Annotated in this window: 18 protein-coding genes and 1 other RNA gene; 7 read left to right on the forward strand and 12 right to left on the reverse strand. The window is 66.1% G+C overall.

Features of this window, described 5'->3' with window-relative positions:
• The first annotated feature begins 10 nt into the window (after positions 1 to 10).
• Positions 11 to 1,261, forward strand: coding sequence for a DegT/DnrJ/EryC1/StrS family aminotransferase (locus WH265_RS22890; protein ID WP_339559758.1), 1,251 nt, complete (start codon positions 11 to 13; stop codon positions 1,259 to 1,261).
• On the opposite strand, the gene WH265_RS22895 is transcribed toward WH265_RS22890, so the two are convergent.
• From WH265_RS22895 to WH265_RS22905, 3 genes are read right to left on the reverse strand one after another with little or no spacing between them, the layout of a single operon-like run.
• Positions 1,179 to 2,105 (reverse strand): hypothetical protein, encoded by a 927-nt coding sequence (locus tag WH265_RS22895; protein ID WP_339559759.1) that lies wholly within the window; start codon positions 2,103 to 2,105, stop codon positions 1,179 to 1,181. The two genes, WH265_RS22890 and WH265_RS22895, sit on opposite strands and share 83 nt — an antisense overlap.
• Positions 2,102 to 3,169: a GNAT family N-acetyltransferase gene (locus tag WH265_RS22900; RefSeq protein WP_339559760.1), complete on the reverse strand. Its 1,068-nt coding sequence runs from the start codon at positions 3,167 to 3,169 to the stop codon at positions 2,102 to 2,104. Before WH265_RS22900 ends, WH265_RS22895 begins: the two co-directional genes overlap by 4 nt.
• The gene (locus WH265_RS22905; RefSeq protein WP_339559761.1) at positions 3,166 to 4,548 is read right to left on the reverse strand and encodes an aspartate aminotransferase family protein; all 1,383 of its coding nucleotides are present in this window, start codon (positions 4,546 to 4,548) and stop codon (positions 3,166 to 3,168) included. The genes WH265_RS22900 and WH265_RS22905 overlap by 4 nt, the downstream gene beginning before the upstream one ends.
• A gap of 211 nt (positions 4,549 to 4,759) precedes the next feature.
• Between WH265_RS22905 and pssA the strand changes: the two genes are divergently transcribed.
• Complete coding sequence (pssA, locus tag WH265_RS22910; RefSeq protein WP_027011044.1) at positions 4,760 to 5,383, forward strand: CDP-diacylglycerol--serine O-phosphatidyltransferase; 624 nt, start codon at positions 4,760 to 4,762, stop codon at positions 5,381 to 5,383.
• Positions 5,384 to 5,413: 30 nt separating this feature from the next.
• Here pssA and WH265_RS22915 read toward each other — a convergent pair whose 3' ends face one another.
• The gene (locus WH265_RS22915; RefSeq protein ID WP_339559762.1) at positions 5,414 to 7,111 is read right to left on the reverse strand and encodes an MBL fold metallo-hydrolase; all 1,698 of its coding nucleotides are present in this window, start codon (positions 7,109 to 7,111) and stop codon (positions 5,414 to 5,416) included.
• 174 nt (positions 7,112 to 7,285) lie between these two features.
• Between WH265_RS22915 and dapF the strand changes: the two genes are divergently transcribed.
• From dapF to WH265_RS22930, 3 genes are all read left to right on the forward strand, one after another.
• Positions 7,286 to 8,158, forward strand: a complete 873-nt coding sequence (dapF, locus tag WH265_RS22920) for a diaminopimelate epimerase (RefSeq protein ID WP_312990132.1) — start codon at positions 7,286 to 7,288, stop codon at positions 8,156 to 8,158.
• Between the two features lie 65 nt (positions 8,159 to 8,223).
• A complete protein-coding gene (locus WH265_RS22925) occupies positions 8,224 to 8,916 on the forward strand; it encodes a DUF484 family protein (protein ID WP_339559763.1) in 693 nt (230 codons plus the stop codon).
• Positions 8,917 to 8,921: 5 nt separating this feature from the next.
• Positions 8,922 to 9,851 (forward strand): tyrosine recombinase XerC, encoded by a 930-nt coding sequence (locus WH265_RS22930; RefSeq protein WP_339559764.1) that lies wholly within the window; start codon positions 8,922 to 8,924, stop codon positions 9,849 to 9,851.
• A 68-nt stretch (positions 9,852 to 9,919) separates the two neighbouring features.
• On the opposite strand, the gene rnpB is transcribed toward WH265_RS22930, so the two are convergent.
• Both rnpB and WH265_RS22940 read right to left on the reverse strand, forming a co-directional pair.
• Positions 9,920 to 10,259: RNase P RNA component class A (rnpB, locus tag WH265_RS22935), an RNA gene on the reverse strand.
• 91 nt (positions 10,260 to 10,350) lie between these two features.
• Entirely contained in the window at positions 10,351 to 11,148 is a 798-nt protein-coding gene (locus WH265_RS22940) for an AraC family transcriptional regulator (protein ID WP_339559765.1), read from the reverse strand.
• Between the two features lie 128 nt (positions 11,149 to 11,276).
• On the opposite strand from WH265_RS22940, the gene WH265_RS22945 reads away from it, so the two are divergent.
• Positions 11,277 to 12,179, forward strand: coding sequence for a DMT family transporter (locus tag WH265_RS22945; RefSeq protein WP_339559766.1), 903 nt, complete (start codon positions 11,277 to 11,279; stop codon positions 12,177 to 12,179).
• Between the two features lie 4 nt (positions 12,180 to 12,183).
• On the opposite strand, the gene WH265_RS22950 is transcribed toward WH265_RS22945, so the two are convergent.
• Positions 12,184 to 12,354 carry a hypothetical protein gene (locus tag WH265_RS22950; RefSeq protein WP_239644993.1) on the reverse strand — a complete coding sequence of 57 codons (171 nt, stop codon included), beginning with the start codon at positions 12,352 to 12,354 and terminating at the stop codon, positions 12,184 to 12,186.
• A gap of 221 nt (positions 12,355 to 12,575) precedes the next feature.
• On the opposite strand from WH265_RS22950, the gene cysK reads away from it, so the two are divergent.
• Positions 12,576 to 13,493: a cysteine synthase A gene (gene cysK / locus WH265_RS22955; RefSeq protein WP_021027531.1), complete on the forward strand. Its 918-nt coding sequence runs from the start codon at positions 12,576 to 12,578 to the stop codon at positions 13,491 to 13,493.
• 97 nt (positions 13,494 to 13,590) lie between these two features.
• Here the strand turns inward: cysK and WH265_RS22960 are convergent, their stop codons facing one another.
• From WH265_RS22960 to uvrA, 5 genes are all read right to left on the reverse strand, one after another.
• Positions 13,591 to 15,144: a tripartite tricarboxylate transporter permease gene (locus WH265_RS22960; protein ID WP_312988755.1), complete on the reverse strand. Its 1,554-nt coding sequence runs from the start codon at positions 15,142 to 15,144 to the stop codon at positions 13,591 to 13,593.
• A gap of 3 nt (positions 15,145 to 15,147) precedes the next feature.
• Entirely contained in the window at positions 15,148 to 15,630 is a 483-nt protein-coding gene (locus tag WH265_RS22965; protein WP_312988754.1) for a tripartite tricarboxylate transporter TctB family protein, read from the reverse strand.
• A 198-nt stretch (positions 15,631 to 15,828) separates the two neighbouring features.
• Positions 15,829 to 17,364 (reverse strand): sensor histidine kinase, encoded by a 1,536-nt coding sequence (locus tag WH265_RS22970; protein WP_339559767.1) that lies wholly within the window; start codon positions 17,362 to 17,364, stop codon positions 15,829 to 15,831.
• Between the two features lie 5 nt (positions 17,365 to 17,369).
• Positions 17,370 to 18,068, reverse strand: coding sequence for a response regulator (locus WH265_RS22975; RefSeq protein ID WP_021027624.1), 699 nt, complete (start codon positions 18,066 to 18,068; stop codon positions 17,370 to 17,372).
• Between the two features lie 273 nt (positions 18,069 to 18,341).
• Positions 18,342 to 24,305, reverse strand: a complete 5,964-nt coding sequence (gene uvrA, locus WH265_RS22980; RefSeq protein ID WP_339559768.1) for an excinuclease ABC subunit UvrA — start codon at positions 24,303 to 24,305, stop codon at positions 18,342 to 18,344.
• Between the last annotated feature and the right edge of the window lie 196 nt (positions 24,306 to 24,501).

Genomic DNA, 24,501 nt, shown 5'->3' on the forward strand with positions numbered 1-24,501 from the left:
GCCCCCAGCGATGACTGCGCACCGCATCACGGTACCGCCCACCGCCGGCCTGGCGCTGCGCTTAGCCGATCTGCGCCCCTGGGGAGACAAGCATCTGGACCGGGCGCTGGCCGCCTGGCTGGGGGTAGACGAGGTGCTGCTGGAATGCTCCGGTACCTCTGCGCTGATGCTGGCGCTGCGTACGCTGCAGCAGCTCGCCCCCGAGCGCTGCGAGGTAGTGGTGCCCGCCTACACCTGCCCGCTGGTGGCCATGGCCGTCGCGCAGTGCGGTCTGCAGCTGCGGCTCTGTGATTTGTCGCCCGACCGCCTGGACATGGATGGCCAAGCGCTGGATGCCGTGCTCAGCCACCGCACCCTGGCCGTGGTGCCCACCCACCTGGGCGGCAGGGTGGCCGATGTTGCCCGCCTGCTGCCCCGCGCCCAGGCCTGCGGCGCCTATGTGATCGAAGACGCCGCCCAGGCCCTGGGTGCCCGGGTAGCGGGCCGCAGCGTGGGCCTGCAGGGCGATATCGCGCTGTTCAGCCTGGCGGTGGGCAAAGGCCTGAGCACCTATGAAGGCGGCGTGCTGCTGGCCCGCGAGCCGGCGCTGATGGCAGCGCTGCGCGCGCAGCACCAGCAATCGATACGGCCCAGCTTGGTCTGGGAGCTGCGCCGCAGCCTGGCGCTGCTGGGCTATGCCGCAGCCTATCGGCCGGCGCTGCTGGACGCCGTCTATGGCGCAGCGTTGCGGCGCAGCCTGGCGCGCGGCGATTGGGTAGAAGCGGCTGGCGATGATTTTGACAGCCAGATCCCGCAGCACCGCCTGGGCGCCTGGCGCCGGCGCGTTGGCCTGCGCGCACTGGCGCGGCTGCGCCCGCACTGGGAGCAGGCCCAGCAGCAGGCGCAGCGGCGCGTGGCCCAGCTGCGCGCCCTGCCCGGTGTAGAGGTGGTGGACGATGCCGCGCCCCAGGCGCAGGGCATCTGGCCGGTGATTTTGCTGCGCCTGCCCAGCGCCGCCCAGCGCGATGCGCTGATGCAGGCGCACTGGGCGAGCGGCTGGGGCCTGTCGCTGCCCTTCAGCCAGGTGCTGCCCGACTACGCGCGCTACGCGCCCCTGCTGGGCGAGGCCCTGCACGACCCGGTGCCGCAGGCCCGTGACTGGGCGCAGCGCCTGCTGGCCATCAGCAACAGCACCTGGCTCAGCGATGCGCAGTTTGCCCAGCTGCTGGATGCGCTGACGCGGACGCTGACGCAGACAAGGCCGCCAGCAGCCGCTGGTTGAGCGCATGCTGGCCCGCCTGGGCTGCCGCCAGCGCCTGTGCATCAATGGCGGTGTCCTGGCCATCGCCAGCACTCAGCCAGCGCTTCCACCAGGTGCTGTATTGCCAGGATGAGACATCGCCGGTGATATCGCTGCCCACGAGCTGGCCGTCGAGCGCTGCAATGATGCCCAGCGCCTGCGCCTCGCGCATCTGACCCTGGTCCCAGTTCGTGGTGACCACGTCGGTGGCAAACACATCCTTGTCGATGCTGAGGTAAGTGCTTTGGCGCTCGCGCGCCAGGGTCGCCGCCAAGGCATCGGTCAGGGCATCGAGGCTGGGAAATGCGCGAAACGCGGCAGACAGGCCCAGGCGCCGCGCCCAGCCGGTGTCCACGCCGCAGCTCCAGTAGCTGAGCTTGCCGGCACGCAGCGGGCCCAGGTAGTTCTCCCAGGCATGGCCGGCGCCAATGTCAGCGGAGGTGATGCCCGCCACATGCACATGCGCAACTGCCGGGTGCATGGCAATGCGCCGCACCCAGGAGCCGCAGTGCACACCCCAGGGAAAGCGCATGTTGTCGGGGTGGTTGTCCAGCACCACCACGCGCAGCGGGCGCGCAGCGGTGTAGCCCTGGCGCGCAATGCAGTGCTCGATCAGCAGCCAGGAGAGGTGGTGAAAATCGCCACTGCCCATCCAGGCCGTGCCATGCTGCGCGGGCAGCCGGGCCTGCACATGGCGGCGGAACTGCTGGTAGCGGCCCAGCGATGATCCAAAGCGGATCGCCTCCTGCCAGTCGCCCAGCGGCAGGCGCAGCTCGCCGGCCAAGGGGCCAACGGAGCCATCGACATCGAGCACCAAGGGGGTCATCGCTGTTCCTGCCATGCGCGGTCACTTTCAAAATGCCGGGAAAACCGCCGCCCCAAAGCCCGCAGCAGCGGGTTGCGGATGTAGACCGCATGCTGGGTAAACGTGAAACTGGCGCCCAATTGCGCCTTGACCTCGGGATCGGTCCAGCCTGCCACATAGTGTGACAGGCCGCATTCGAGCGCATATTCGAGGTTCAGCATCCAGCTGACAAAGTACAGGTTGGTCTGGCGCGCACGCGGGTAGGACAGGCCGATGTATTTGTCGACCAGGCGCCCGTCATGGGCAAAGCACAGGTTCCAGCCCAGCAAGGCGCCGTCCTGCAGATCGCGGTACTCGAACACCAGACCCTGGTTGCTGGCATCACGCAGCACTGCGGCAAAAAAGCTGCGGCTGAGCTTGTCAAAGTGCAGCGCGCTTTGCGCATACACGGCCTCGAACAGCGCATAGTAGGCATCGACCAGGGCCTCGTCGGCAAAGGCCGGGCCGGTGGGAATGCGGCGAATCTGCAGCTGGCTGCGGCTCCTGAGCTTGCGGCGCAGGTCGGAGCGCCGGTTCTTCGACAGCCGCGCCAGGTAAGCATCGATGCTGTCGAAATCGATAGGCACATAGGCCAGCGCCTGGCCTTCGACCAGGATGAAGCCCTGGTGCTGGAGCGCCTGGGCCAGCCGGCGGGCATCGGCATTGTCGGCCGGGGGCAGCAGCGGCGAGTCCTGCGGCAGGTCCTTGACGATGGTCAGCATGCAGCGCCCCGCGTAGCTGCACAGCTGGCGGGCCAGCTTGTCCATCTCCACATCCGGGGGCAGCACCAGGTACTCGCTCAAGGTCGAGCCGACAAAATCGGTGCGCAGCCGCAAGCGCTGCGCCAGCCAGGCCCCGCCGGGCAGCTGCAGCACCCAGCGCTTGACGGCCGCGTCGGCCGTGGTCAGCAGGTCAAAGGGCGCGCGAAAGGCCGGAAACGGCCGGTCCGAGAACACCGCAAAGCCCTCGGGCGGATGCGCGGCAAACTGCCGGATCAGCGCCGAGGGCTCCAACTGGTTGCGCGAAGGGCGCAAAGACTCGCTCAAGCGCAGGACCGCTTGGCCAGGGTGATCAGCTGGTCGAGCAGCACCAGCGCTTCATCGATCTCGCTGCGGCTGATCATCAGCGACGGCGCGAAGGTGATCACGTTCTTGTAGTAGCCGCCCACGTCCAGCACCAGGCCGCGTTGTTGGCCCTGGTATTCGAGCTTGCCCTCGAGGCCCAGATCCACCATCTTGTCGAGCAGCGCCTTGTTGGGGGTAAAGCCGTCTGCCGTGCAGATCTCGGCGCGCAGTGCCAGGCCCATGCCGTCGACATCGCCGATCTCCGGATGGCGCTTTTGCAGCTGTTGCAGGCCATCGAGGAAATAGGCACCCGACTCGCGCACCTGGCGGCCAAAGTCCATCTCGTGGGTCATCTTCATCACTTCCAGGCCCAGCGCCGTGCCCAGCGGGTTGGAGGCAAAGGTCGAATGGGTCGAGCCTGGTGGGAACACCGTGGGGTTGATCAACTCTTCACGGGCCCACAGGCCCGACAGCGCGTTCAAGCCATTGGTCAGCGCCTTGGCAAACACCAGCACATCGGGTTTGACGCCAAAGTTCTCCACCGACCACAGCGTGCCGGTGCGCCAGAAGCCCATCTGGATTTCGTCGACCACCATCAGCACGCCATGGTCGTCGAGCACCTTCTTGAGGCCCTTGAAGAAATTGGGCGGTGGCACCACATAGCCGCCAGTGCCCTGGATTGGCTCAATATAGAAAGCCGCGTACTCGCACTGCTGGGTCTTGGGGTCCCAGACGGCGTGGTATTCGTTCTCGAACTTGCGCGCAAACTCCTGCACGATGGAGTCCGCATACTCTTCCGAGGTCATGCCCTTGGGGCGGCGGAAGGGATAGGGGAAGGGAATGAACTGTGCGCGGTCGCTGAAGTGGCCAAAGCGGCGGCGGTAGCGGTAGCTGGAGGTGATGCTCGATGCACCCAGGGTGCGGCCATGGTAGCCGCCTTCAAACGCGAACATCAGGCTTTTGCCATGGGTGGCATTGCGCACCACCTTGAGCGAATCCTCAATCGCCTGGGCACCGCCCACGTTGAAGTGCACGCGGCCTGGCATGCCCCATTTCTTCTCGGCATCCTGCGCGATGAACTTGGCCAGCTCGATCTTCGTGGGGTGCAGGTACTGGCTGGCCACCTGGGGCAGCTCGCGCAGCTGCTCGATCATCTTGTCTTCCAGGCGCTTGTTCTTGTAGCCGAAGTTGACGGCCGAGTACCACATCTGCAAGTCCAGGTAAGGCGTGCCGGCCTGGTCAAACATGTAGCTGCCCTCGCAGCCGCTGAAGATCTTGGGGGGATTGACGTAGTGAACGGTGTCGCCAAAAGAGCAGTATTGGGCTTCGTCAGCCAGCAGTTGTTCGGTATTGAAAGTCACGGCAAAGGGCTCCAGTTTTGAGTGCCGCCAGTCTGGCCCTGCAATGTTGTGGCTCCGCCTACGTTATTTGTAGGATTGATGGAGATCTTGCCCGCTTGATGGAGCGCGGCCGGCTCCGGGTTTGGTGCTGGCTGGCGCACGGTGTACCATGATTGCCAACCATGGCCGCCGCACGGGCAGCCGCTGCACTTTGGCCCCTGGCCCCTTCTTCATGAATAGTCCTCACAAACGTTTTTCGATGATTCGCGAGTTCCACCTCGCTGACTGGTTCACCTTGGGCAATGCCGTCTGCGGCGTGGGCGCGCTGTTCTCGGCGATGACCTTTCTGGAGACCTCGGACCGCCGGCACATCTACTTTGCCGCCGCGCTGGTGCTCGCCGCGCTGGTCTTCGATATCTTTGATGGCCGCATTGCGCGCTGGCGGCAAAAGTCATCGGCGATGGGCCGCGAGCTCGATTCGCTCGCCGATGTGATCTCGTTCGGTGTGGCGCCAGCCATCATTGCCTATGCCTGCGGCATGCAAGGCCTGTGGGACCGCATTGTGCTGGGCTACTTTGTGGCCTGCGGCGTCTCGCGCCTGGCGCGCTACAACGTGACCGCAGAATCACTGTCAGAGGGGCCATCGGGCAAGGTGAAGTACTTCGAAGGCACCCCCATCCCCACCTCCATCGTACTGGTCGCGCTGCTCGCGCTGGCCGCCGCGATGAACGCGGTGCGCGCCGATCTGTGGTTTGGCAAGCTGCTGATTGGCGGCTTCACCTTGCACCCGCTGGTGCTGCTGTTTGCGGTCTCGGGCTCGCTGATGATCAGCCGCATCAAGATCCCTAAGCTCTGAGCGAGCTTGGGCGCAAGGCCCAAGCCTGCCTCACATCCCGCGAATATGCTCCACGTGGGCCAGCAGTGAGCGCTTGGCCACTGGCCACAGCCGCTCGGGCGTGTCGGCATAGGCGATCGCCACCCAGTCTTCCGGCGTGCCATCGGGCGCCTGGGCCATCGCATCGCGTACCTTCTCTTCGCGCGCCATGCGGTGCGCATGCAGCTTGGCAATCACCTGCAGCGGCTGGGCCAGCACATAGCCATGGGCCGGCAGGATAAAGCCGATCTGCCCTTGCTCGCAGGCCTGGGCCAGCTTGGCGAGCGACGCCAGGTAGAGGCGCATATTGCCGTCGGGCGGGTCCACCACCGTCGTGCTGCCGTTCAGGATATGGTCGCCGCTGAACAGCAGGCCGTCTTCTTCCAGCACCAGGCAGACATGGTTGGCCGCATGGCCGGGCGTATGCAGCACGCGCAGGCTGTGGCTGCGCGCCGGGTCGCTGGGGTGGGCCAGTTGCAGTACCTGGCCGTCCTGCAGCGCCTGGTCGGGCGTGAACTGGCTGCCGGCGCGCGCAGTGCAGGCAGAAGCCAGTCCCCAGATCACCGGTTTGCTGCGCCCTGCCTGGGCCACCAGCGCCTGCAGCGGCGCCGCGCCCGGTGAATGGTCGGCATGTGAATGGGTGCAGACGATGGCGCGGATATCGCCCCCGGTGGCGGCGAGGATGCGCGCCAGGTGCGGGTCGTCCTGCGGCTGCGGCTTGGGGCCGGGGTCGACCACGATGTAGCCGGTCTCGGCATCACCGACCAGGTAGGTGTTGGTGCCTGGCCCGGTCATCGTGCCGCCGTTGTCGGCCGTCAGGCGCTGCACGTTCTTCAATAGTGGCACTGGCTGTGCGCTCTGCCAGCCCAGCGCATGGTGCAGCTGGCCATCGGGGCAGACCAGGGCCAGCTCGCCATAGGCGGTCTCGTGCTCCATAAAGCGCCGCACCTCGCCGTTGACCATCGCGCCACGCGGCATCGATTGCCACAGCCACTGGCCCGGCTGCACCTGCTGCAGCGCCTGCAGCACATCGAGCAGCGCCTGCACCGTGGGGTAGGCGGCCAGGCGCTCCAGCGTGACCCGGGTGGGGAACATCACCGTCATCTGCCCATCAGCTGCGCGCTGCAAGGCCTGCGCGGGGTGCACCCACAGCGCCTCGAACTGTTCGGTGTCGTCGGTGACCGGCTCCTGGCCCTCGGGCATGCGCGCCACGAAGAAAGGCACATCAAAGCGGATCGGTATCTCCTGCGCGGCCGTCCAGCGCGCCAGCGGCCACAGCATATCGGCCGCCAAGGTCAGGCCCAGCGCTGCGCATTGCGGCAGCAGCGGCTGGCTGCGGTCCATGCCCGCCACCTCGGCCTGGCTGGCCCAGCGGCCATCGGCATGGCGGGCCAGCAGCACGCCCATCTCCTCCAGGCTCTCGCGGATCGCAGCCTGCGCATAGGTCAGCTCCTCGGTGGTCTGTGCCGTGCGGCGCGCCAGCAGGTCGTGGTGCAGGGCATCGCTGGCATCCACCGCGCCACCGGGGAACACATAGTGCCCTGCCGCAAAACGGGCCTGGTCCGAGCGGCGCGACATCAACACCTCCAGCCGCGTCGCACCCGGCCCGGCCTGGGGGTCTGGCGCATCGCGCAGAAACAAGGCCGTGGCGGCTGCGCGGGCCGGAGCGGGCTCGCGTTGCGCATGGAGGAGCTGGCTGGTACGGGTCATGGGGCCATTATCAACACTTGCATGGCCGGGCTGTGTCACCCGCAGGGCGGGTGGGGATGGCGCAGGCCCCAGACTGTCCGCATCTGCAACCTCGGGGCGGGCTACGAGTAACAGGATCTTACGCCCTCTGCCCCGTTGCGCATCCAGGCGGGCCCAAAAAGCGATAATGGGCGGATGGACATCCGTTTTACCAAGATGCAAGGCGCCGGCAATGATTTTGTCGTGCTCGACGAGACCGCTGGCCCGCTGGGTTTGCGTGCCGACCAGTACCGCTTTCTGGCCGACCGCCATTTTGGCGTGGGTGCCGACCAGATCCTGACGGTGCGGCCCTCGCCCGCCCCTGGGATCGATTTCGAATACCTGATCCATAACGCCGATGGCGGCGAGGTGGAGCAATGCGGCAATGGCGCGCGCTGTTTTGCCCGTTTTGTGTATGACAAGGGCCTGACCGACAAGCGCGCCATCCGGGTCCAGACCCAAAAAGGCGTGATCGCCCCCGAGCTGATGGCCGATGGCCGGGTCACCGTGAACATGGGCCAGCCCCGTCTGGTGCCCGAAGACGTCCCCTTCAACACCAGCGGCCTCACGCCGGTGGCCCAGCACCACACGCAGAAATGGCCGTTGGCGCTGCAGGTGCCGGTTGATCCAACTACCGTGTTCATCGTGCCCGTGTCCATGGGCAACCCGCATGCGGTGATGCTGGTCGACGATGTGGATACCGCGCCGGTCGAATCCCAGGGCCCCGTGCTGGAGTCCCACCCCCGCTTTCCCGAGCGCGTGAATGTCGGCTTTTTGCAGGTGCAAACAGCGCAGCAGGTGCGGCTGCGGGTGTTCGAGCGCGGCACCGGCGAGACCCTGGCCTGCGGCACCGGCGCCTGCGCGGCTGTGGTGGCCGGCATCACGCTGGGACTGCTGCAAAGCCCGGTCGATGTGCAGACCCGGGGCGGCCTGCTGACCATTGCCTGGAGCGGCCAGGCCGCCGACCCGGTGATGATGACCGGCCCGGCCACGACCGTGTTCGAAGGCGAGATCAGCATTCCGGACTAGACACAGCGCGGCATACTGCGGTGACCGAACGAGGAGACGGCGAACAGCCGATACGAGAGAGACCGATGAGCGCAAACAACAACCAGGTTCCCCCCATTACCGAAGAAGACATCGCCGAGTTCCTGGTGCAGACACCGGATTTCTTCGAGCGCCAGGCCCAGGTGCTGACCGGCGTGCACATGGTCAGCCCCTACGGCAACCGCACCGTCAGCCTGCAAGAGCGCCAGGCCGAGATGCTGCGCGACAAGATCAAGGGCCTGGAGCACCGCATCATGGACATGATGCGCAACGGCAGCCAGAACCACCACACCATCGACCGCATCCACCACTGGACCTGCGATGTGGTCAAGACCCGCAACCCGCTGCAGCTGCCCGAGGTGATTGCCGAGAGCCTGATGCAGCACTTCGAGGTGCCCCAGGTGGCGCTGCGCCTGTGGGATGTGGCCGAGACCTACCTGAACGAGCCCTTTTCCCAGGGCGTCAGCGCCGATGCCCGCAGCTTTGCCAGCTCGCTGTCCACGCCCTACTGCGGCCCCAATGTTGGCGTCGAGCCGGCCGGCTGGCTGCCCGACAGCGCCCAGGTGCAGTCGGTGGTGCTGCTGCCGCTGCGCGATGGCGCCATTTTGGGCGACACCCCCGCCTGGGGCCTGCTGGTGCTGGGCTCGCCCGATCCGGCCCGCTTCCAGGCCGACATGGACACCGATCTGCTCGAGCGCATTGGCGAGATCGCCGCCAGCGTGCTCTGCCGCCTGCGCTAGTTCCCATGGACACCGCCGCGCTCAGCGCCCCCATGCTCCAGTACCTGGAGCATGTGCGCGTGCAAAAGCGGCTGGCGCCACGCACCCACACGCTCTACACGCTGGATTTGCAGCGCCTGTCGGCCATGGCCGCCGAGGCCCAGACCGAGGTGCTGCAACTGGGCCCCCAGCATATCCGCCGCTTTGTTGCGCAGATGCATGCCGCAGGCCGCAGCGGCCGGGGCATTGCGCTGATCCTGAGCGGCTGGCGCGGCTTTTTTACCTGGGCCGGCCGCGAAGGCCTGGTCGAGCGCAACCCGGTGCAGGATGTGCGCGCGCCCAAATCCCCCAAGCCACTGCCCAAGGCCTTGTCGGTCGACGATGCGGTGCGCTTTGCCGAAACCAGCCAGGCCCAGGGAGACCCCTGGGTGCAGGCGCGTGACAGCGCGATGGTCGAGCTGCTCTATGGCAGCGGCCTGCGCGTGGGCGAGCTCGTGGGCCTCGATACCGCTGCCAGCGTGCAGGCGCTGGGCTGGATCGATAGGGACGCAGCCGAGGCCCATGTGCTGGGCAAGGGCAGCAAGCGCCGTGTGGTGCCGGTGGGCAAGGCCGCGCTGGTGGCGCTGCAGGCCTGGCTGGCCGTGCGCGACCAGGTGGCGCCCTGTGATGCGGCCTTGTTCATCGGCGTGCGCGGCGCCCGCCTGTCGGCCGCCAGCGTCTGGCAGCGCCTGCGCGAGCGCAGCCTGGTCGCCGGCATGACCACCCCCGTGCACCCGCACATGCTGCGCCACTCCTTTGCCAGCCATGTGCTGCAGTCCAGCCAGGATTTGCGCGCCGTGCAGGAGCTGTTGGGCCATGCCAGCATCACCACCACCCAGGTCTACACCCGGCTGGATTTTCAGCACCTGGCCCAGGTCTACGACCAGGCCCATCCGCGCGCCCGCAAAAAGGACTGAGTCCGCCGAGTTCAAAAAGACAAAACGGCCACCGATCTACATCGGTGGCCGTTTTATCCATTATCAAAGTGTGAAGTCTGCCGATAAGCCGGATTCTGTGCACCTGGGTTGCCCCAGGCGTGACCGCCATTACTCTGGGCCGGGTGTCGCCACCACGGCTCGACGCTACCTACCCGCCAACTCTGCGGAACCACATCAACGCTGGCCTACTTGGTATTGCTGCGCGTAGAGATTGCCCGTTTCACCCCGGGTGGTTTACCTTGCGGTACGCCCCCCGGACTCGTCTCTGTTGCTCTGATCCTCACCTCACGGTGGGCAGCCGTTAGCTGCTACGCTGTCCTGTGCAGTCCGGACGTTCCTCCAGTGCGGCCTTTCGGCACTTGCACCAGCGGCGGTCTGGCAGGCTTCACAGGCGTGATTATTCCACCGAATGGGGTGCGCCCGCGCGAGCCGCGCAAAAACTGCAGGCCGCTGCCGGGGTAAACCGCGCATCGATCCCCTATTCCGCCACCGCGCTGCTGAACTCGCGCCGGAACTGCTCGGGCGGCATGCCTGCTGCACGCTGGAACATCGCGATAAAGGCCGAGGCCGTGCTGTAGCCCAGGTCAAAGGCAATCTCCTGCACCGTCCGGCCCTGGCCCAGCGCATCCACCGCGCAAAGGTGGCGCAGGCGCTGGCGCCATTCGGCCAGGCCCATGCCCAGCTCCTGGTGGCAGTGGCGCGCCAGGGTGCGCTCGGTCATATGCACCGAGGCCGCCCACTCGGCCATCGTGCGGCGGCTGCCGGGCTCGGCCTTGAGGGCATCGAGCACGCTCAGCAGCGCGCGGGTCTGGGCGGCCGGTAGAAAACTGTGCTCCGAGGGGACGAGCCGCAGCTGGTCCACCATCACTTCGGCCAGGCGCAGGTCCTCGGGTGTCGCGGGCCGGCGTATGTCGCGCTGGGCCAGATCGGCCAGGATGCTGCGCACGATGGCGCTGATGCGCAGAATGCAGGCCTGCTGGGGCAGGCCCGTGCACAGCGCTGGCTGCACATAAAACGAGCGGTAAACGGCGGCCTGCGGCACATAGCAGTTGTGCTCGACGGCCGGCGGTATCCAGATGCCGTACTGCGGCGGCGCCACCAGCTGCCGACCCTGGGTGACGATGGTCATCGTGCCATGCGAGGTGTAGTTCAGGTGGCCCAGCCGGTGGCGGTGCGCATCGGCAAAACTGCCGGCGGCAAACTCGTCGTAGCGCACCAAATAGGGTGCGGTCTCCTTGTCAACGTCGTAGATCTTCAGTGCTTGGCCTGTCGCCATCGTGGCTCCTTGCAGCATCCGGCCAGCGCAACATGTCTGGCTTGGTGCATCAAATGTCTGATTACAGCTATAGGCTTTAAACCTGCCACGGCGATGATAGCAGCCAGACGTTTTTAAGTTCTACTCCCATGCAATACCTGTATCCGCTGCTCGCGGTCTTGATCTGGTCGGGCAACACCGTCGTCAGCAAACAAGCCGCTGGCGCCATCGCCCCCATTGAAATCGGCTTTCTGCGCTGGGTGCTGGCGGTGCTGCTGGTCACCCCCGTGCTGCTGCCGGCGGTCTGGCGCAACCGCGAGGCCATCCGGGGCCATGCCGGCCAGATCCTGGTGCTGGGCGTGCTGGGCATGGTGGTCTACCAAAGCTGTGCCTACTTTGCCGCCGCCTACACGACGGCCACGCACATGGGCATCATCCTGACCCTGTCGCCACTGGTGGTGCTGGGCATCTGCGTGGGCCTGCTCGGCCAGGTGCTGACGGCGGGCGGCGCCATCGGCTCGGTGCTGGCCTTTGCCGGGGTGGTGCTGGTGATCAGCGAGGGGCATCCGGCATCGCTGCTGGCCCAGGGCATCAACCGGGGCGATCTGCTGATGCTGCTGGCCTGCCTGGCCTATGCGGCCTACAACATCCTGCTCAAGCGCTGGGCCATGCCGCGCGTGCCCAGCTGGCAGCTGCTGTACCTGCAGATGGTGGTGGCCATGTTCGCGCAGCTGCCGTTCTACCTGGCCTCGCCCAAGGTCGGCCTCAATGCGGACAACTGGTACCTGGTTGCCTATGCTGGCACCATGGCCTCCATCGTCGCCACCTGGATGTGGATGACCGCTGTCGCCAAGCTCGGGCCCAGCCGCTCGATCATGTTCTTCAACCTGACCCCGCTGCTGACGGCGCTGATCGCCTCGGCCTGGGCCAAGGAGCAGCTGCACAGCTACCTGTGGATCGGCGGGGCGATGACCATCTTGGGCGTGCTGCTGGCCGAGCTGTGGAAAACGCCACTGCGCCGCGCCAGGGACGCGGCCAGCAGAGCCGCCTGATCTGTCAGCCCATCGACAAAAGGTCGTAGATGATCCTGGCCATCAGCGCCAGCAGGCCAGCGACCGATACCAGCATCAGCCAGGGCGCCCAGACCTTGTCGCGCCAGGAAAAGCCCAGCAGCAGGCTGACGCAGCAGACGCCCAGCAGAACCAGGGTGGTGTTGAAACTCAGCAAACGGCCTCCTTGCACAGCAATAACGTTCAGTGCCCATCTTGGGCCGATGGGCTGCAGGCGGTATTGACGGCCATCAAGGAAAGGCCGGTGGGCGGGTGGCTGTAGTCCCATGTCGTTAAGAACATCCTGGGCATATTGATATTCCAGCCGGAATGATCAACTGCGTCACAATGGTTCGGCTATTTCCACCCCCTTGTTCATCCCGATCCGCTGGAGGCTCCATGAAAGTTGAGAATATTCTGCACACCATTGGCAACACGCCGGTGGTCCATATCAACCGCCTGTTTGGCGCAGGTGCCCAGGTCTGGATCAAGTCCGAGCGCAGCAACCCGGGCGGCTCCATCAAGGACCGCATCGCGCTGGCGATGATCGAAGATGCCGAAAAGACCGGCGCGCTCAAGCCCGGCGGCACCATCATCGAGCCCACCAGCGGCAACACCGGTGTGGGCCTGGCGCTGGTCGCCGCGGTCAAGGGCTACAAGCTCATCCTGGTGATGCCCGAGAGCATGTCCATCGAGCGCCGCCGCCTGATGCTGGCCTATGGCGCCAGCTTTGACCTAACGCCCAAGGAAAAGGGCATGAAGGGCGCGATCGCCCGCGCCGAAGAGCTGGCCGCGCAGACCCCGGGTTCGTGGATTCCGCAGCAGTTCGAAAACCCCGCCAACACCGCCGTGCATGAGCGCACCACCGCGCAGGAAGTGCTGGCCGATTTCCCCGATGGCCTCGATGTACTGATCACCGGCGTGGGCACCGGCGGCCACCTCTCGGGCGTGGCCCATGTGCTCAAGGCCAAGTTCCCGCAGCTCAAGGTCTATGCGGTCGAGCCCACCGCCTCGCCCGTTATCTCGGGCGGCCAGCCAGCTCCCCACCCGATCCAGGGCATTGGTGCCGGCTTTATCCCGCGCAACCTGGACACCAGCGTGCTTGACGGCGTGATCCAGGTCGATGCCGAACCCGCCCGTGAATACGCCCGCCGCGCCGCGCGTGAGGAAGGCCTGCTGGTCGGCATCTCGTCCGGCGCCACGCTGGCCGCCATTGCGCAAAAGCTGCCCGAGCTGCCACCGAACGCCAAGGTGCTGGGCTTTGCCTATGACACCGGTGAGCGCTACCTGTCGGTAGAGGGCTTTCTGCCCGCCTGATCCCCCTCTGATGGCGGTCTGCAGGCCATGGTGCCTGCGCCAAGCCCCAAGAAAAAAAGCCGCTCCGAGGAGCGGCTTTTGCTTGGGGCAGCGAGCCTTACTTGGCCACCACCACGCCAGCGTCCGAGGTCTCTTGCGCGATGGCTTGCGCCACCTTGCTCACGCCCGAGCGCTTGCGCCAGGCCGACCAGGTCACGGCAGCGAGCAGGAACAGGCTGATGCAGACAAAGGTCGCGCTGATGGGGCGCTGCATGAAGACCATCATGTCGCCGCGGGACAGCAGCAGCGCACGGCGGAAGTTCTCCTCCATCATGGGCCCCAGCACAAAGCCCAGCATGATCGGCGCGACCGAGAAATCCAGCACCATCAAGATGGCACCGATGATGCCGAAGGCCAGCACCTCCCAGATGTGGAACAGGCTGTTTTGCGTGGTGAACACACCGACCGCAATGAAGAACATCGCCGAGGGGAACAGGTACTTGTAAGGCACGGCCAGCATCTTGACCCAGACGCCGATCAGCGGCACGTTCAGAATCATCAGGATCACGTTACCGATCCAGAAGCTGGCGATCAGGCCCCAGAAAATGTCCGGATGCTCGGTGATCAGCTGAGGACCAGGCTGAATGCCCTGGATCAGCAGCGCGCCCAGCAGCAGCGCCATCACGGCGTCACCGGGGATGCCCAGACTCATGGTCGGGATGAAGTCCACCTGGGTCTTCGAGTGCGCGGAGGCCTCGGGGGCTGCCACGCCAGCGATCATGCCGGTACCAAAACGGCTTGGGTCCTTGGCCACCTTTTGCTCCAGCGCATAGGCGATGAAGGTGGTGATGGTCGGGCCCGTGCCGGGCATGGCGCCAAACAGGGTGCCCACGGCCGTGCCGCGCACCATCGGCCAGAAGGCTTCCTTGAGCTCAGCCATCGAGGGACGCATGTCACGGATGCGCATCTTGGTGTTGCTGGTGATCGCCTTCATCTTGTTGACGTTGAGCAGGAAGTCGGCGATACCGAACAGGCCCATCGCCACCGCCACCATCTCCAGCCCATCGCTCAGGTCCGGAATGTCGAAGGCAAAGCGGAAGGTGCCGCTGTTCACGTCGGTGCCGACAATGCCGCAGAGCAGACCAAACAAGGTCATCGCCACGCCCTTGAGCGGCGAGCCACGTGACATGGTCGAGCCCGCGAGCAGGCCCAGCAGCATGATGGAGAACAGCTCGGCCGGGCCAAACTTGAACGCGATCGTGGTCAGCAGTGGCGAGGCAAAGATCATCACGATGATGCCGACCGAGGCCGCAAAGAACGAGCAGATCATCGTGATCCCGAGCGCCGTTCCGCCCTTGCCCTTCTTGGTCATCGGGTAGCCGTCCAGGCAGGTCACGGCATGGGGCGGGTGCGATGGCAGGTTCAGCAAGATGGCGCCAATGGCGCCGCCGTACTGGGAGCCGTAGAAGATACCGGCCAGCATCAGGATGGCAGGCACCGGATGCATGGTGTAGGTCAGTGGCAGCAGAATGGAGATCGCCGACAGCGCGCCCATGCCCGGCAGCACGCCGATCAGGTTGCCCACCAGCACGCCGAAAAACGACCACATCAGGTTATGGCCCTGGAAGGCGATACCAAAGCCGTACCAAAGGTCTTGCAGTGCTTGTCCCATGGCTTACATCCCCCACCTGACCAGCGGCATCTGCACCTGCAGCGCCCACCAGAAAATCACCACGGCGACAATCATCATCGACATGGCCAGCACAAAGCAGGCCATCACGCTGTTGCTGCGGTCACCCAACGCGCAGATGAAGACGATGGCAAAGGTCGCTGGCAGCAGGCCCAGGTATTCGCCACAGAAGTAAAAGGCAATGGTGCCCAAGATGATGCAAGCGGCGCCCCGGAAATCGGGAATCTCATGCTTGTGTCCCACCAGCGCCGCCTCGTCGCCGGGGCCTGATTTCTTGGCGTTCAGCGCGATCAGCACGCCCGTCAGCGCCAGCAGAATGCCGACCGCAAACGGAAAGTAGCCAGGCCCCATGTGGGCCAGCGAGCCGATGTTGTAGCTTTGCGCCGCGTAGGCCGCGCTGCCACCGAGCAGGATCATCAGCGCGCCGCCGTAGTAATCCTTGTTGTAGCTCTTGCCGCCGGCGCTCATGGCCGCTCCTTGGCGGGCGCCCGGCGCCCCTGCACACCCGCAAGGGTGGACCTGTATTGACTCATGCTCGTCTCCTTTTCTTACAACTTGCGCGGAAAGTCTAGAAAACGAAGCTGCCAAACAGCTGCCAAATGTCGGATGGCGCCGCAAAATACGTAAATCTACTTAGCGAAAACAGTCCCGCAAAGGACAGTGCGCTCAGGCGGGATCGCGGGCCACGGGCAGGCGCACGAGGGCGCTCAGCCCCCGGCCGGCAACGCCCTCGCGGGCCTCGCCATCGTCCAGCAGCAGCTCGCCGTGGAAGCGCTGCACATAGGCCCGGGCAATGGCCAGGCCCAGGCCCGATCCGTCTGGCGCCAGTGCGGCATCAGGCTGCAAGCGGCTAAAGCGCGCAAAGGCACGCTCGCGGTCCTCGGGTGCAATGCCGGGTCCGTTGTCCTGCACGCGGATCTGCACCCAGGCCCCATCACGCTGCACCGACACATTGATCCGGCCCTGGGCTGGCGTGTAGGCAATCGCGTTGTGTACCAGGTTGGCCAGCAGCTCATAGACCGCGGTGGCGGGGGCCTGTACTGCTGCGGCCATCGCGGCGCCCGGGTCGGCCTCGCCCTCGGCATCGCCCTCAAAATCCTGGCCGCGCACATCGATCCAGCCCAGGTCCTGCTGCTTGTCCAGCGCCAGCGGCAGGTAGGCCAGCACCACCTCGCGCGCCACCGCATTGGCGTCGCAGACCTCGCCCTCCCGCGCCAGCTGGGCGGCAGGCTGGCTGGCATGGGCCAGCGCCAGCAGTTGCTCGGACACGCGGCGGCCGCGCTGCAGCTGCTGGAGCATGCTGCGCAAGCTGGCCTGCACCGCCTCGGGATCGGTCTCGCGCAGCGCATAGGCGGCCTGCGTGCTCAGAATGGCCAGCGGCGTGCGCAGCTGGTGCGAGGCATCGGCCAGAAACTGGCGTTGCTGGGCCAGCGCATCGCGCTGCTGCGCCAGGTGCAGGTTCATCGCATCGACCAGGGGCCGCACCTCGCCGGGCACGGCCTCGGTGGCCAGCGGCTGCAGGTCATCGCTGCGGCGCTGCTGAACGGCCCGGCGCAAGGCCTGGAGCGGCCGCAGGCCCCAGGCCACACCCAGCCACACCACCAGCACCAGGACCAGCAAGGTGCGGCCGTCGCGCAGCAGGCTGTCCCACATCAGGCTGCGCACCGTGCGCTCAATGCCGGCGCTGGTTTGCGCGGTCTGGATCAGCACGCGCCATTCCTGGCCCGACTGGTCATGCAGCACCCGCAGCAGCGCCAGCACCCGCACCGGCTGGTGCTCCACCTCGGCGGCGTACGACACCCGCGTGCCATCCTCTGCGGCGCGAAAAGGGCGGCTGGGGTCGGCCGGGTCATGCGCGGGCTCGGGGAACTGCGCGGCGCCCAGCAGCAGGCGCTGCTGCGTGCCATCGGGGGTCTGCAGCTGCACGCGCAAAAACTTGCGCCGGCTGCTCAGCACCTCGAACATCGAGATGATGTGCAGCGGCTCGTCCAGGCTCAGCTGGCCTTCACTGTCCCAGCGCAGGTTGTCCGACAGCGCCTGGGCCGGCTCCAGCAGGCTCTGGTCATAGGCGCGCTCCAACTCGCGTGCCAGGCTGACGCTGTCGCGCCAGCTGTCGAGCACCAGCAGGCCCATCAGCACAGGCACCAGCACCCACAGCAGGCGCAGACGCAAGCCTTTGGAAGAGCGCAGACGCCAGCGCATGGCAGTCAGGAGGAGAGCGTATGGCCCGGGCCCTTGGGCGCCAGGGTTTCGAGCATATAGCCCAGGCCGCGCACGGTCACGATGTGCACATCGCCGCCAGCCAGTTTGCGCCGCACCCGGTGCAGCACCTGCTCGATGGCATCGGGGCTGACGCTGCTGTCCTGCGGGAAGACCTTGGCCGTCAGCTTGGACTTGCCCACCGGCGCGCCGGTGCGCGCCATCAGGGCCTCCAGCGCCGCATGCTCACGCGGGGTCAGCGCCAGCATCTGCTCGGCCAGCCAGAAGGTGCGGTGGTTGCTGTCGTAGCGCAGCGAACCGCATTGCTGCATGGCCTGCACCCGGCCCTGGCTGCGCCGGTGCAGCGCCGCCAGGCGCGCCTCCAGCTCGGCCACATCGAAAGGCTTGGTCAGGTAGTCATCGGCCCCCCGGTGCAGGCCTTCAACCCGGTCCTGCACCGCCCCTTGCGCGGTCAGCACCAGCACCGGCTCACGCTGGCCCTGGCCGCGCATGGCTGACAGCCAGTCAAAGCCATGCTGGTCGGGCAGCTGCAGATCGAGCACCACCACATCAAAGCGGCCATCGGGCAGCAGGCGCGTGGCCATCGCCGCATGTGCGGCATGCACCGCTTCGATGTTCGATTGCTTGAGGGCGCGCACCAGCCAGGCGGCCATCTCCAGCTCGTCTTCAATCAGCAATATGCGCATGCTTGCTCGCCAGAATTCAGGGGGCTCGGAAAACCGCGATCATACGCCGCTGGGCAGCGGTATCCAGCGCCCCTTGATCACTACTCCTGGATGGGCGATGGAATGCCGGGCGTGGGCACCGGTGGTGGTTGCACCGGGGCGGGGTCTTTGACAGGCGGGGCTTCCGGGTGCCGGGGGTCAATATGCATCAAGGGCTCCTTGCAGATGGTTCTGCGATTGTGCCCAGGCCTGGCAGGGCGCGCTGTCAGCAAACGCCCTGCCGTCACGCCGCAGTCAACGCGCCAGCACTGGCGCCAGCGCCTTGCCGGTATGCGTGCCCGCCTGCACCAGGTCCTCGGGCGTACCGGTGGCCACAATGCGACCACCGGCATTGCCGCCCTCGGGCCCCAGGTCGATCACCCAGTCGGCCTCGGCAATCACATCCAGGTCATGCTCGATCACGACCACGCTGTGGCCGGCATCGACCAGGCGGTGCAGCACATGGATCAGCTTGTCCACATCGGCCATGTGCAGGCCCACGGTGGGCTCATCGAGCACATACAAGGTGTGGGGCGCCTTGTTGCCCCGGCGCGTGATGTCATCGCGCACCTTGGTCAGCTCGGTCACCAGCTTGATGCGCTGCGCCTCGCCACCCGACAAGGTGGGCGACGGCTGGCCCAGGGTCAGGTAGCCCAGGCCCACATCCTGCAGCAGCTGCAGCGGATGGGCGATGCTGGGCATGCTGGCAAAGAACAGCACCGCCTCGTCGACCTCCATCTGCAGCACCTCGCCAATGCTTTTGCCGCGCCAGGTGACCGCCAGCGTTTCGGGGCTGAAGCGGGCGCCATGGCAGACTTCGCAAGGCACTTTCACATCGGGCAGAAAGCTCATCTCGATGGTGCGCATGCCCTGGCCCTCGCAGGCCGGGCAGCGGCCTTCGCCGGTGTTGAAGGAGAAACGCCCGGCCGCATAGCCGCGCGCCTTGGCCTCCAGCGTTTCGGCAAACAGCTTGCGGATCGTGTCCCAAAAGCCGATATAGGTCGCCGGGCAGGAGCGCGGCGTCTTGCCAATCGGCGTCTGGTCCACTTCCAGCACCCGGTCGATGCCCTCAAAGCCCTGCAGGCCCTTGCAGCCCAGGAGCGCCGGGGCCTTGCCGGCATCCATGTCATCGCGCCCGGCCTTGGTGGCGCGCTGGCCGACCCAGGCGGCCACATTGGTGAGAAGCACATCACGCGCCAGCGTGGATTTGCCCGAGCCCGACACCCCCGTCACGGCGACCAGGCGCTTGAGCGGTACCCGCACATCCACGTTCTGCAGGTTGTGCAGATGGGCACCCAGCACCGACAGCCAGTGCAGCGGCGCCATTGCATCGGCACGGGCCGGTGCGGCCAGCGCGGCATTGGCCTGGGCGCTGTCGGCGGCCAGGGCGGCAGCAGCGTCGGCGGCGATCTGCTTTTTGGTGCGCTTTTTTGCGACGGGCGCTGCCTCGTCTGCAGGCGATGACAACACCGCATCGGCCACGCCATGCACCAGGCGGCGCGGCTGGAAGGGGTGGCGCATCGCATGCAGCAGGTAGCGGCCGGTCTGCGAATCGGCCGCATCCATCACATCCTGCGTCGTACCCTGGGCCACCAGGCGGCCGCCGCGCTTGCCGGCGCTGGGGCCGATGTCGATCACATGGTCGGCGCGGCGGATCGTGTCCTCGTCATGCTCCACCACCACCAGCGTATTGCCCTTGGCGCCCAGCTTGTGCAGCGCATTGAGCAGGATATGGTTGTCGCGCGCATGCAGGCCAATCGTGGGCTCGTCGAGCACATAGCAGACGCCTTGCAGATTGCTGCCCAGCTGCGCGGCCAGGCGAATGCGCTGCGCCTCGCCGCCCGACAAGGTGGGCGCGCCCCGGTCCAAGGTCAAATAGCCCAGGCCGACCTCTTCCAGAAAGGCCAGGCGGCTGTGGATCTCAGGCACCAGGTCGCGGGCGATATCGCTTTCGCGGCCCGACAGCACCAGGCCCTCGATCCAGAGCCGCACATCGGTGACCGACAGGCGGGCGATCGACGAGATCGACTGGCCGTGGAACAGCACCGCGCGGGCGGTGGCATTGAGGCGCGTGCCCTGGCAGGTCGGGCAGGTGGTTTCACCCACGTCCTCGGCCTCGGGCTCTTCAAAGCTCTGCTCGCGGCCCCGGTTGTCCTGGCCCATCACCGAGTCGTCATAGACCTTGCGCTGGTCCTTGGTCAGCTTGACGCCGGTGCCCACGCAGTCGGGGCACCAGCCATGCTTGCTGTTGTAGGAGAACAAACGCGGGTCCAGCTCGGCATAGCTGGTGGCGCAGACCGGGCAGGCGCGCTTGGTGGAGAACACCTGCAGCTGGCCAATGGCCGCCGTGTCGCTGCCCGCCTGCATCGCCGCTTCCAGGGTGCCGATGGCCGAGAGCACATGCAGCACGCCCTTGCCCAGCTCCAGCGCCGTGGCGAGCTTGTCGCGCAGCAGAGCCTCGTTCTCGGGCCTGATCTCGATGCTGGCCACCGGCAGCTCGACCGTGTGCTCCTTGAAGCGGTCCAGGCGCGGAAAGCCGGTGGTCGGCAGGAACTGGCCATCGACGCGCAGATGGGTGTAGCCACGCGGCCGCGCCCAGTCCGCCAATTCGGTGTACACGCCCTTGCGGGCGACCACCAACGGGGCCATCAAGCCAATGAGCTGGCCCCGGTACTGCGTCATCAGCTGCGCGGCAATGCTCTCGGGGGTTTGCGGCTGCACCGCTGCACCGTCCTTGGTGCAGTGCTGCACGCCCAGCTTCACGTAGAGCAGGCGCAGAAAATGCCAGACCTCGGTCGTGGTGCCCACCGTGGATTTGCGCCCGCCGCGCGAGAGGCGCTGCTCGATCGCTACCGTGGGCGGGATGCCGTAGACCGCATCGACCTCGGGGCGGCCCGCCGGTTGCACGATGGAGCGCGCATAGGCGTTGAGCGACTCCAGGTAGCGGCGCTGGCCTTCGTTGAACAGGATGTCAAACGCCAGGGTCGATTTGCCCGAGCCCGACACGCCGGTGACGACGTTGAACTTGCCGCGCGGAATGTCCACGCTCAGGTTCTTCAGGTTGTGCTCCTTGGCATTGATGATCTGGATGCTGTTGCCCGGCCCGGGCAGCGCCGCAGCTTGCGCTGCAGGCGCCAGCGCATAGGCCGGCCGCTGCTCGCGCACCTCGTGGGGCTGGCCGTCGCCGCGCTCACCCAGCATGGCCAGCTCGTAATCACGCAGCGCCTGTGCGGTGTAGGAGCGGCCGGACTTGCGCACCTCCTCGGGCGTGCCCTCTTCCACGACCTTGCCGCCGTCTTCGCCAGCATCGGGGCCCAGGTCGATCAACCAGTCGCTGGCACGGATCACATCCAAGTTGTGCTCGATGACGATCAGCGAATGGCCGGCTTCGAGCAGCTTGCGCAGTGCGCGCATCAGCTTGGCAATGTCTTCAAAATGCAGGCCGGTGGTGGGCTCGTCAAACAGGAACAAGGTGCCCTTGCGCGCCAGCGTTTGCTTGGATTTGGAGGCGCTCTTGGCGGCCTCGGCCAGAAAACCGGCGAGCTTGAGGCGCTGGGCCTCGCCACCCGACAAGGTCGGCACCGGCTGGCCGAGCTTCACATACTCCAGGCCCACATCGACGATGGGCTGCAGCGCACGGATCACCTCGCGGTCCTTGGCGAACAGCGCAGCCGCCTCGCTGACAGTCAGCTCCAGCACATCGGCAACGTTCATCAAACGGCCATCGCGCTCGATGCGCACTTCCAGAATCTCGGCGCGGTAGCGCTTGCCGTCGCAATCGGGGCAGCGCAGGTAGACGTCGGAGAGGAACTGCATCTCCACATGCTCAAAGCCCGAGCCGCCGCAGGTCGGGCAGCGGCCATCGCCGCTGTTGAAGCTGAACTTGCCGGCGGTATAGCCGCGCTGCAAGGACAGCGGCGCAGTCGCAAACAGCTCGCGCACCGCATCCCAGGCGCCCACATAGCTGACCGGGTTGGAGCGCGCGGTCTTGCCAATCGGTGACTGGTCGACAAAGACGATGTCGGACAGATGGTCGGCCCCCAGCAGGCGCTGGTGCGCGCCAGCCAGCTCGGTGGGCTTGCCAAAATGGCGCATCAAGGCGGGGGCCAGCACATCCTGGATCAGGGTGGACTTGCCCGAGCCCGACACGCCGGTGACCACCACCATGCGCTGGAGCGGAAAATCCACCGACACGTTTTGCAGGTTGTGCTCGGTGGCACCTTCCAGAATCAGGCGTGGCGTGCTCTCGGTCACCATGCGCTTGGCACCCATGCCCACCTGCTTGCGGCCGCCCAGATAGGCGCCAGTCAAGGTATCGGCATGGCGCAGTTCAAGAGGGCTGCCATCAAACACAATCTGGCCCCCCTTCTCGCCCGGGCCCGGGCCCATGTCGATCATGCGGTCGGCGGCAAACATCACCGCCGGGTCGTGCTCCACCACCACCAGGGTATTGCCCGCATCGCGCAAGCGCTTCATCGCCACGATGATCCGTTCCATATCACGCGGGTGCAGGCCGATCGAAGGCTCATCGAGCACAAACAAGGTGTTGACCAGCGAGGTGCCCAGCGCCGTGGTCAGGTTGATGCGCTGCACCTCGCCACCACTCAAGGTGCGGCTCTGGCGGTCCAGGGTCAGGTAACCAATGCCGACATCGCAGAGGTAGAGTAGGCGGTTGCTGATTTCTTCATGCAGCAGGCGCAGCGCCTGCGCGTCGCCATCGTTGCTGCGGCGGATATCCATGCTGGCAAAGAACTGGCGCAGCCGCACAATCGGCAGCAGCATCAGGTCGTGCAGGCTCAGGCCTGGCAAGGCTTCGAGCTGCTCGCGGCTCCAGGCCACACCGCGCGGCATGAAGCGCTGGGCCGGCGGCAGGGCCGCATCGGCGTCGGCCTTCGATCCCACGCGCCACAGCAGGCTCTCGGTCTTGAGGCGTGCACCGCCACAGACCGGACAAGGCGTGTAGCTGCGGTACTTGGACAGCAAGACGCGGATATGCATCTTGTAGGACTTGGTTTCCAGGTACTCGAAATAGCGGCGGATGCCATACCACTGGCGGCTCCAGTTGCCGTCCTTGTAGCCCTCTTCGCCATGGATGACCCAGTCCTTCTGCGCCTCGGTCAGCTTGGCCCAGGCGGTATCGCGGGGAATGCCCTGCGCCTCGGCATGGCGCATCAGATCGTCCTGGATCTCTTTCCAGGCCGGCGTCTGGATCGGCTTGATCACGCCGGTGCGCAAGGTCAGCTTGTCGTTGGGAATCACCAGGCCCCAGTCCACGCCAATGACCCGGCCAAAGCCTCGGCAGGCATCGCAGGCGCCCACGGCCGAGTTGAACGAGAACATCGACGGCGTCGGCTCGCGGTAGCGCAGGCCGCTTTCCGGGCAGTGCAGACCGGCAGAGAACTTCCACAGCGCGGGATCGGCGACGTTGCCGTCCGCATCGGCCTCGGCGATGGCATACACCGTCATCTGGCCGCTGCCGCGCTTCAAGGCCACCTCGATGGCCTCGATCACGCGCGCCTTCTCGGCCTTGCTGAGGCGAAAGCGATCCGCCACCACATCGAGCAGCTTGACCCGCTGGGGCGCCTCTGCCGCAGCCTGCTTGCCGGCCTTGGGCTTTTTCTTGCTGCTGTCCACGGCAGCGGCATGGCGCACCACATCGACCTCGCGCTCGGCCTGCACCTTGGTAAAGCCGCTGGCCGACAGCCACTGCTCGACCTGCTCGGCACTGGTGTTGGCCGGCAGCTCGACCGGAAAGGTGATCACGATGCGCGGGTCATCCGCCTGGCTGCGCTGCAGCAGCTGCTCGTAAATGCTCTCGGGCGTGTCATGCTGCACCGGCAAGGCGGTCTGCTGGTCGAACAGATGGCCGGCGCGCGCCACCAGCAGCTTCAGGTGGTCGTTGAGCTCGGTCATCGTGCCCACCGTCGAGCGCGAGCTGCGCACCGGGTTGGTCTGGTCAATCGCAATCGCGGGCGGCACACCTTCGACCTTGTCCACGGCCGGCTTGTCCATGCGGTCGAGGAACTGGCGCGCATAGGCGCTGAAGGTTTCAACGTAGCGGCGCTGCCCCTCAGCATACAAGGTATCGAACACCAGGCTGGACTTGCCCGAACCGCTGGGCCCCGTCACCACCGTCAACTCCCCGGTGCGGATATCCAGATCCAGATTCTTGAGGTTGTGCTGACGTGCACCACGGATGCGAATGTTTTCCTGAGACATACCGATGAGCTATCCAGTAATTCGTTGGCGCAGTCCAGCCGCCGGATAAGCAAGCCCCCATGCGCAGTGCCAGGGATGCCCAAACTCGGAAGGCCGACACGACTGCGTGGGGGCAAAATGATCGTGAGCAACCATTCTAGGGAGTTCATTCCTCGGCTGAATCAGCGCGCGGCAAAGCCCTGCAAAACACTGTACA

Source organism: Comamonas sp. MYb396 (assembly GCF_037479555.1).
Lineage (GTDB): Bacteria > Pseudomonadota > Gammaproteobacteria > Burkholderiales > Burkholderiaceae_C > Comamonas.

Excerpts from the sequence above, each read along its gene's own strand:
- WH265_RS22970 (WP_339559767.1), bottom strand. The coding sequence starts at position 17,364 with ATGCGCTGGCGTCTGCGCTCTTCCAAAGGCTTGCGTCTGCGCCTGCTG.
- WH265_RS22890 (WP_339559758.1), top strand. The coding sequence starts at position 11 with ATGACTGCGCACCGCATCACGGTACCGCCCACCGCCGGCCTGGCGCTG.
- WH265_RS22975 (WP_021027624.1), bottom strand. The coding sequence starts at position 18,068 with ATGCGCATATTGCTGATTGAAGACGAGCTGGAGATGGCCGCCTGGCTG.
- WH265_RS22915 (WP_339559762.1), bottom strand. The coding sequence starts at position 7,111 with ATGACCCGTACCAGCCAGCTCCTCCATGCGCAACGCGAGCCCGCTCCG.
- WH265_RS22960 (WP_312988755.1), bottom strand. The coding sequence starts at position 15,144 with ATGGGACAAGCACTGCAAGACCTTTGGTACGGCTTTGGTATCGCCTTC.
- cysK (WP_021027531.1), top strand. The coding sequence starts at position 12,576 with ATGAAAGTTGAGAATATTCTGCACACCATTGGCAACACGCCGGTGGTC.
- WH265_RS22940 (WP_339559765.1), bottom strand. The coding sequence starts at position 11,148 with ATGGCGACAGGCCAAGCACTGAAGATCTACGACGTTGACAAGGAGACC.
- WH265_RS22965 (WP_312988754.1), bottom strand. The coding sequence starts at position 15,630 with ATGAGCGCCGGCGGCAAGAGCTACAACAAGGATTACTACGGCGGCGCG.
- dapF (WP_312990132.1), top strand. The coding sequence starts at position 7,286 with ATGGACATCCGTTTTACCAAGATGCAAGGCGCCGGCAATGATTTTGTC.
- WH265_RS22930 (WP_339559764.1), top strand. The coding sequence starts at position 8,922 with ATGGACACCGCCGCGCTCAGCGCCCCCATGCTCCAGTACCTGGAGCAT.
- WH265_RS22925 (WP_339559763.1), top strand. The coding sequence starts at position 8,224 with ATGAGCGCAAACAACAACCAGGTTCCCCCCATTACCGAAGAAGACATC.
- WH265_RS22895 (WP_339559759.1), bottom strand. The coding sequence starts at position 2,105 with ATGACCCCCTTGGTGCTCGATGTCGATGGCTCCGTTGGCCCCTTGGCC.
- pssA (WP_027011044.1), top strand. The coding sequence starts at position 4,760 with ATGAATAGTCCTCACAAACGTTTTTCGATGATTCGCGAGTTCCACCTC.
- WH265_RS22945 (WP_339559766.1), top strand. The coding sequence starts at position 11,277 with ATGCAATACCTGTATCCGCTGCTCGCGGTCTTGATCTGGTCGGGCAAC.
- uvrA (WP_339559768.1), bottom strand. The coding sequence starts at position 24,305 with ATGTCTCAGGAAAACATTCGCATCCGTGGTGCACGTCAGCACAACCTC.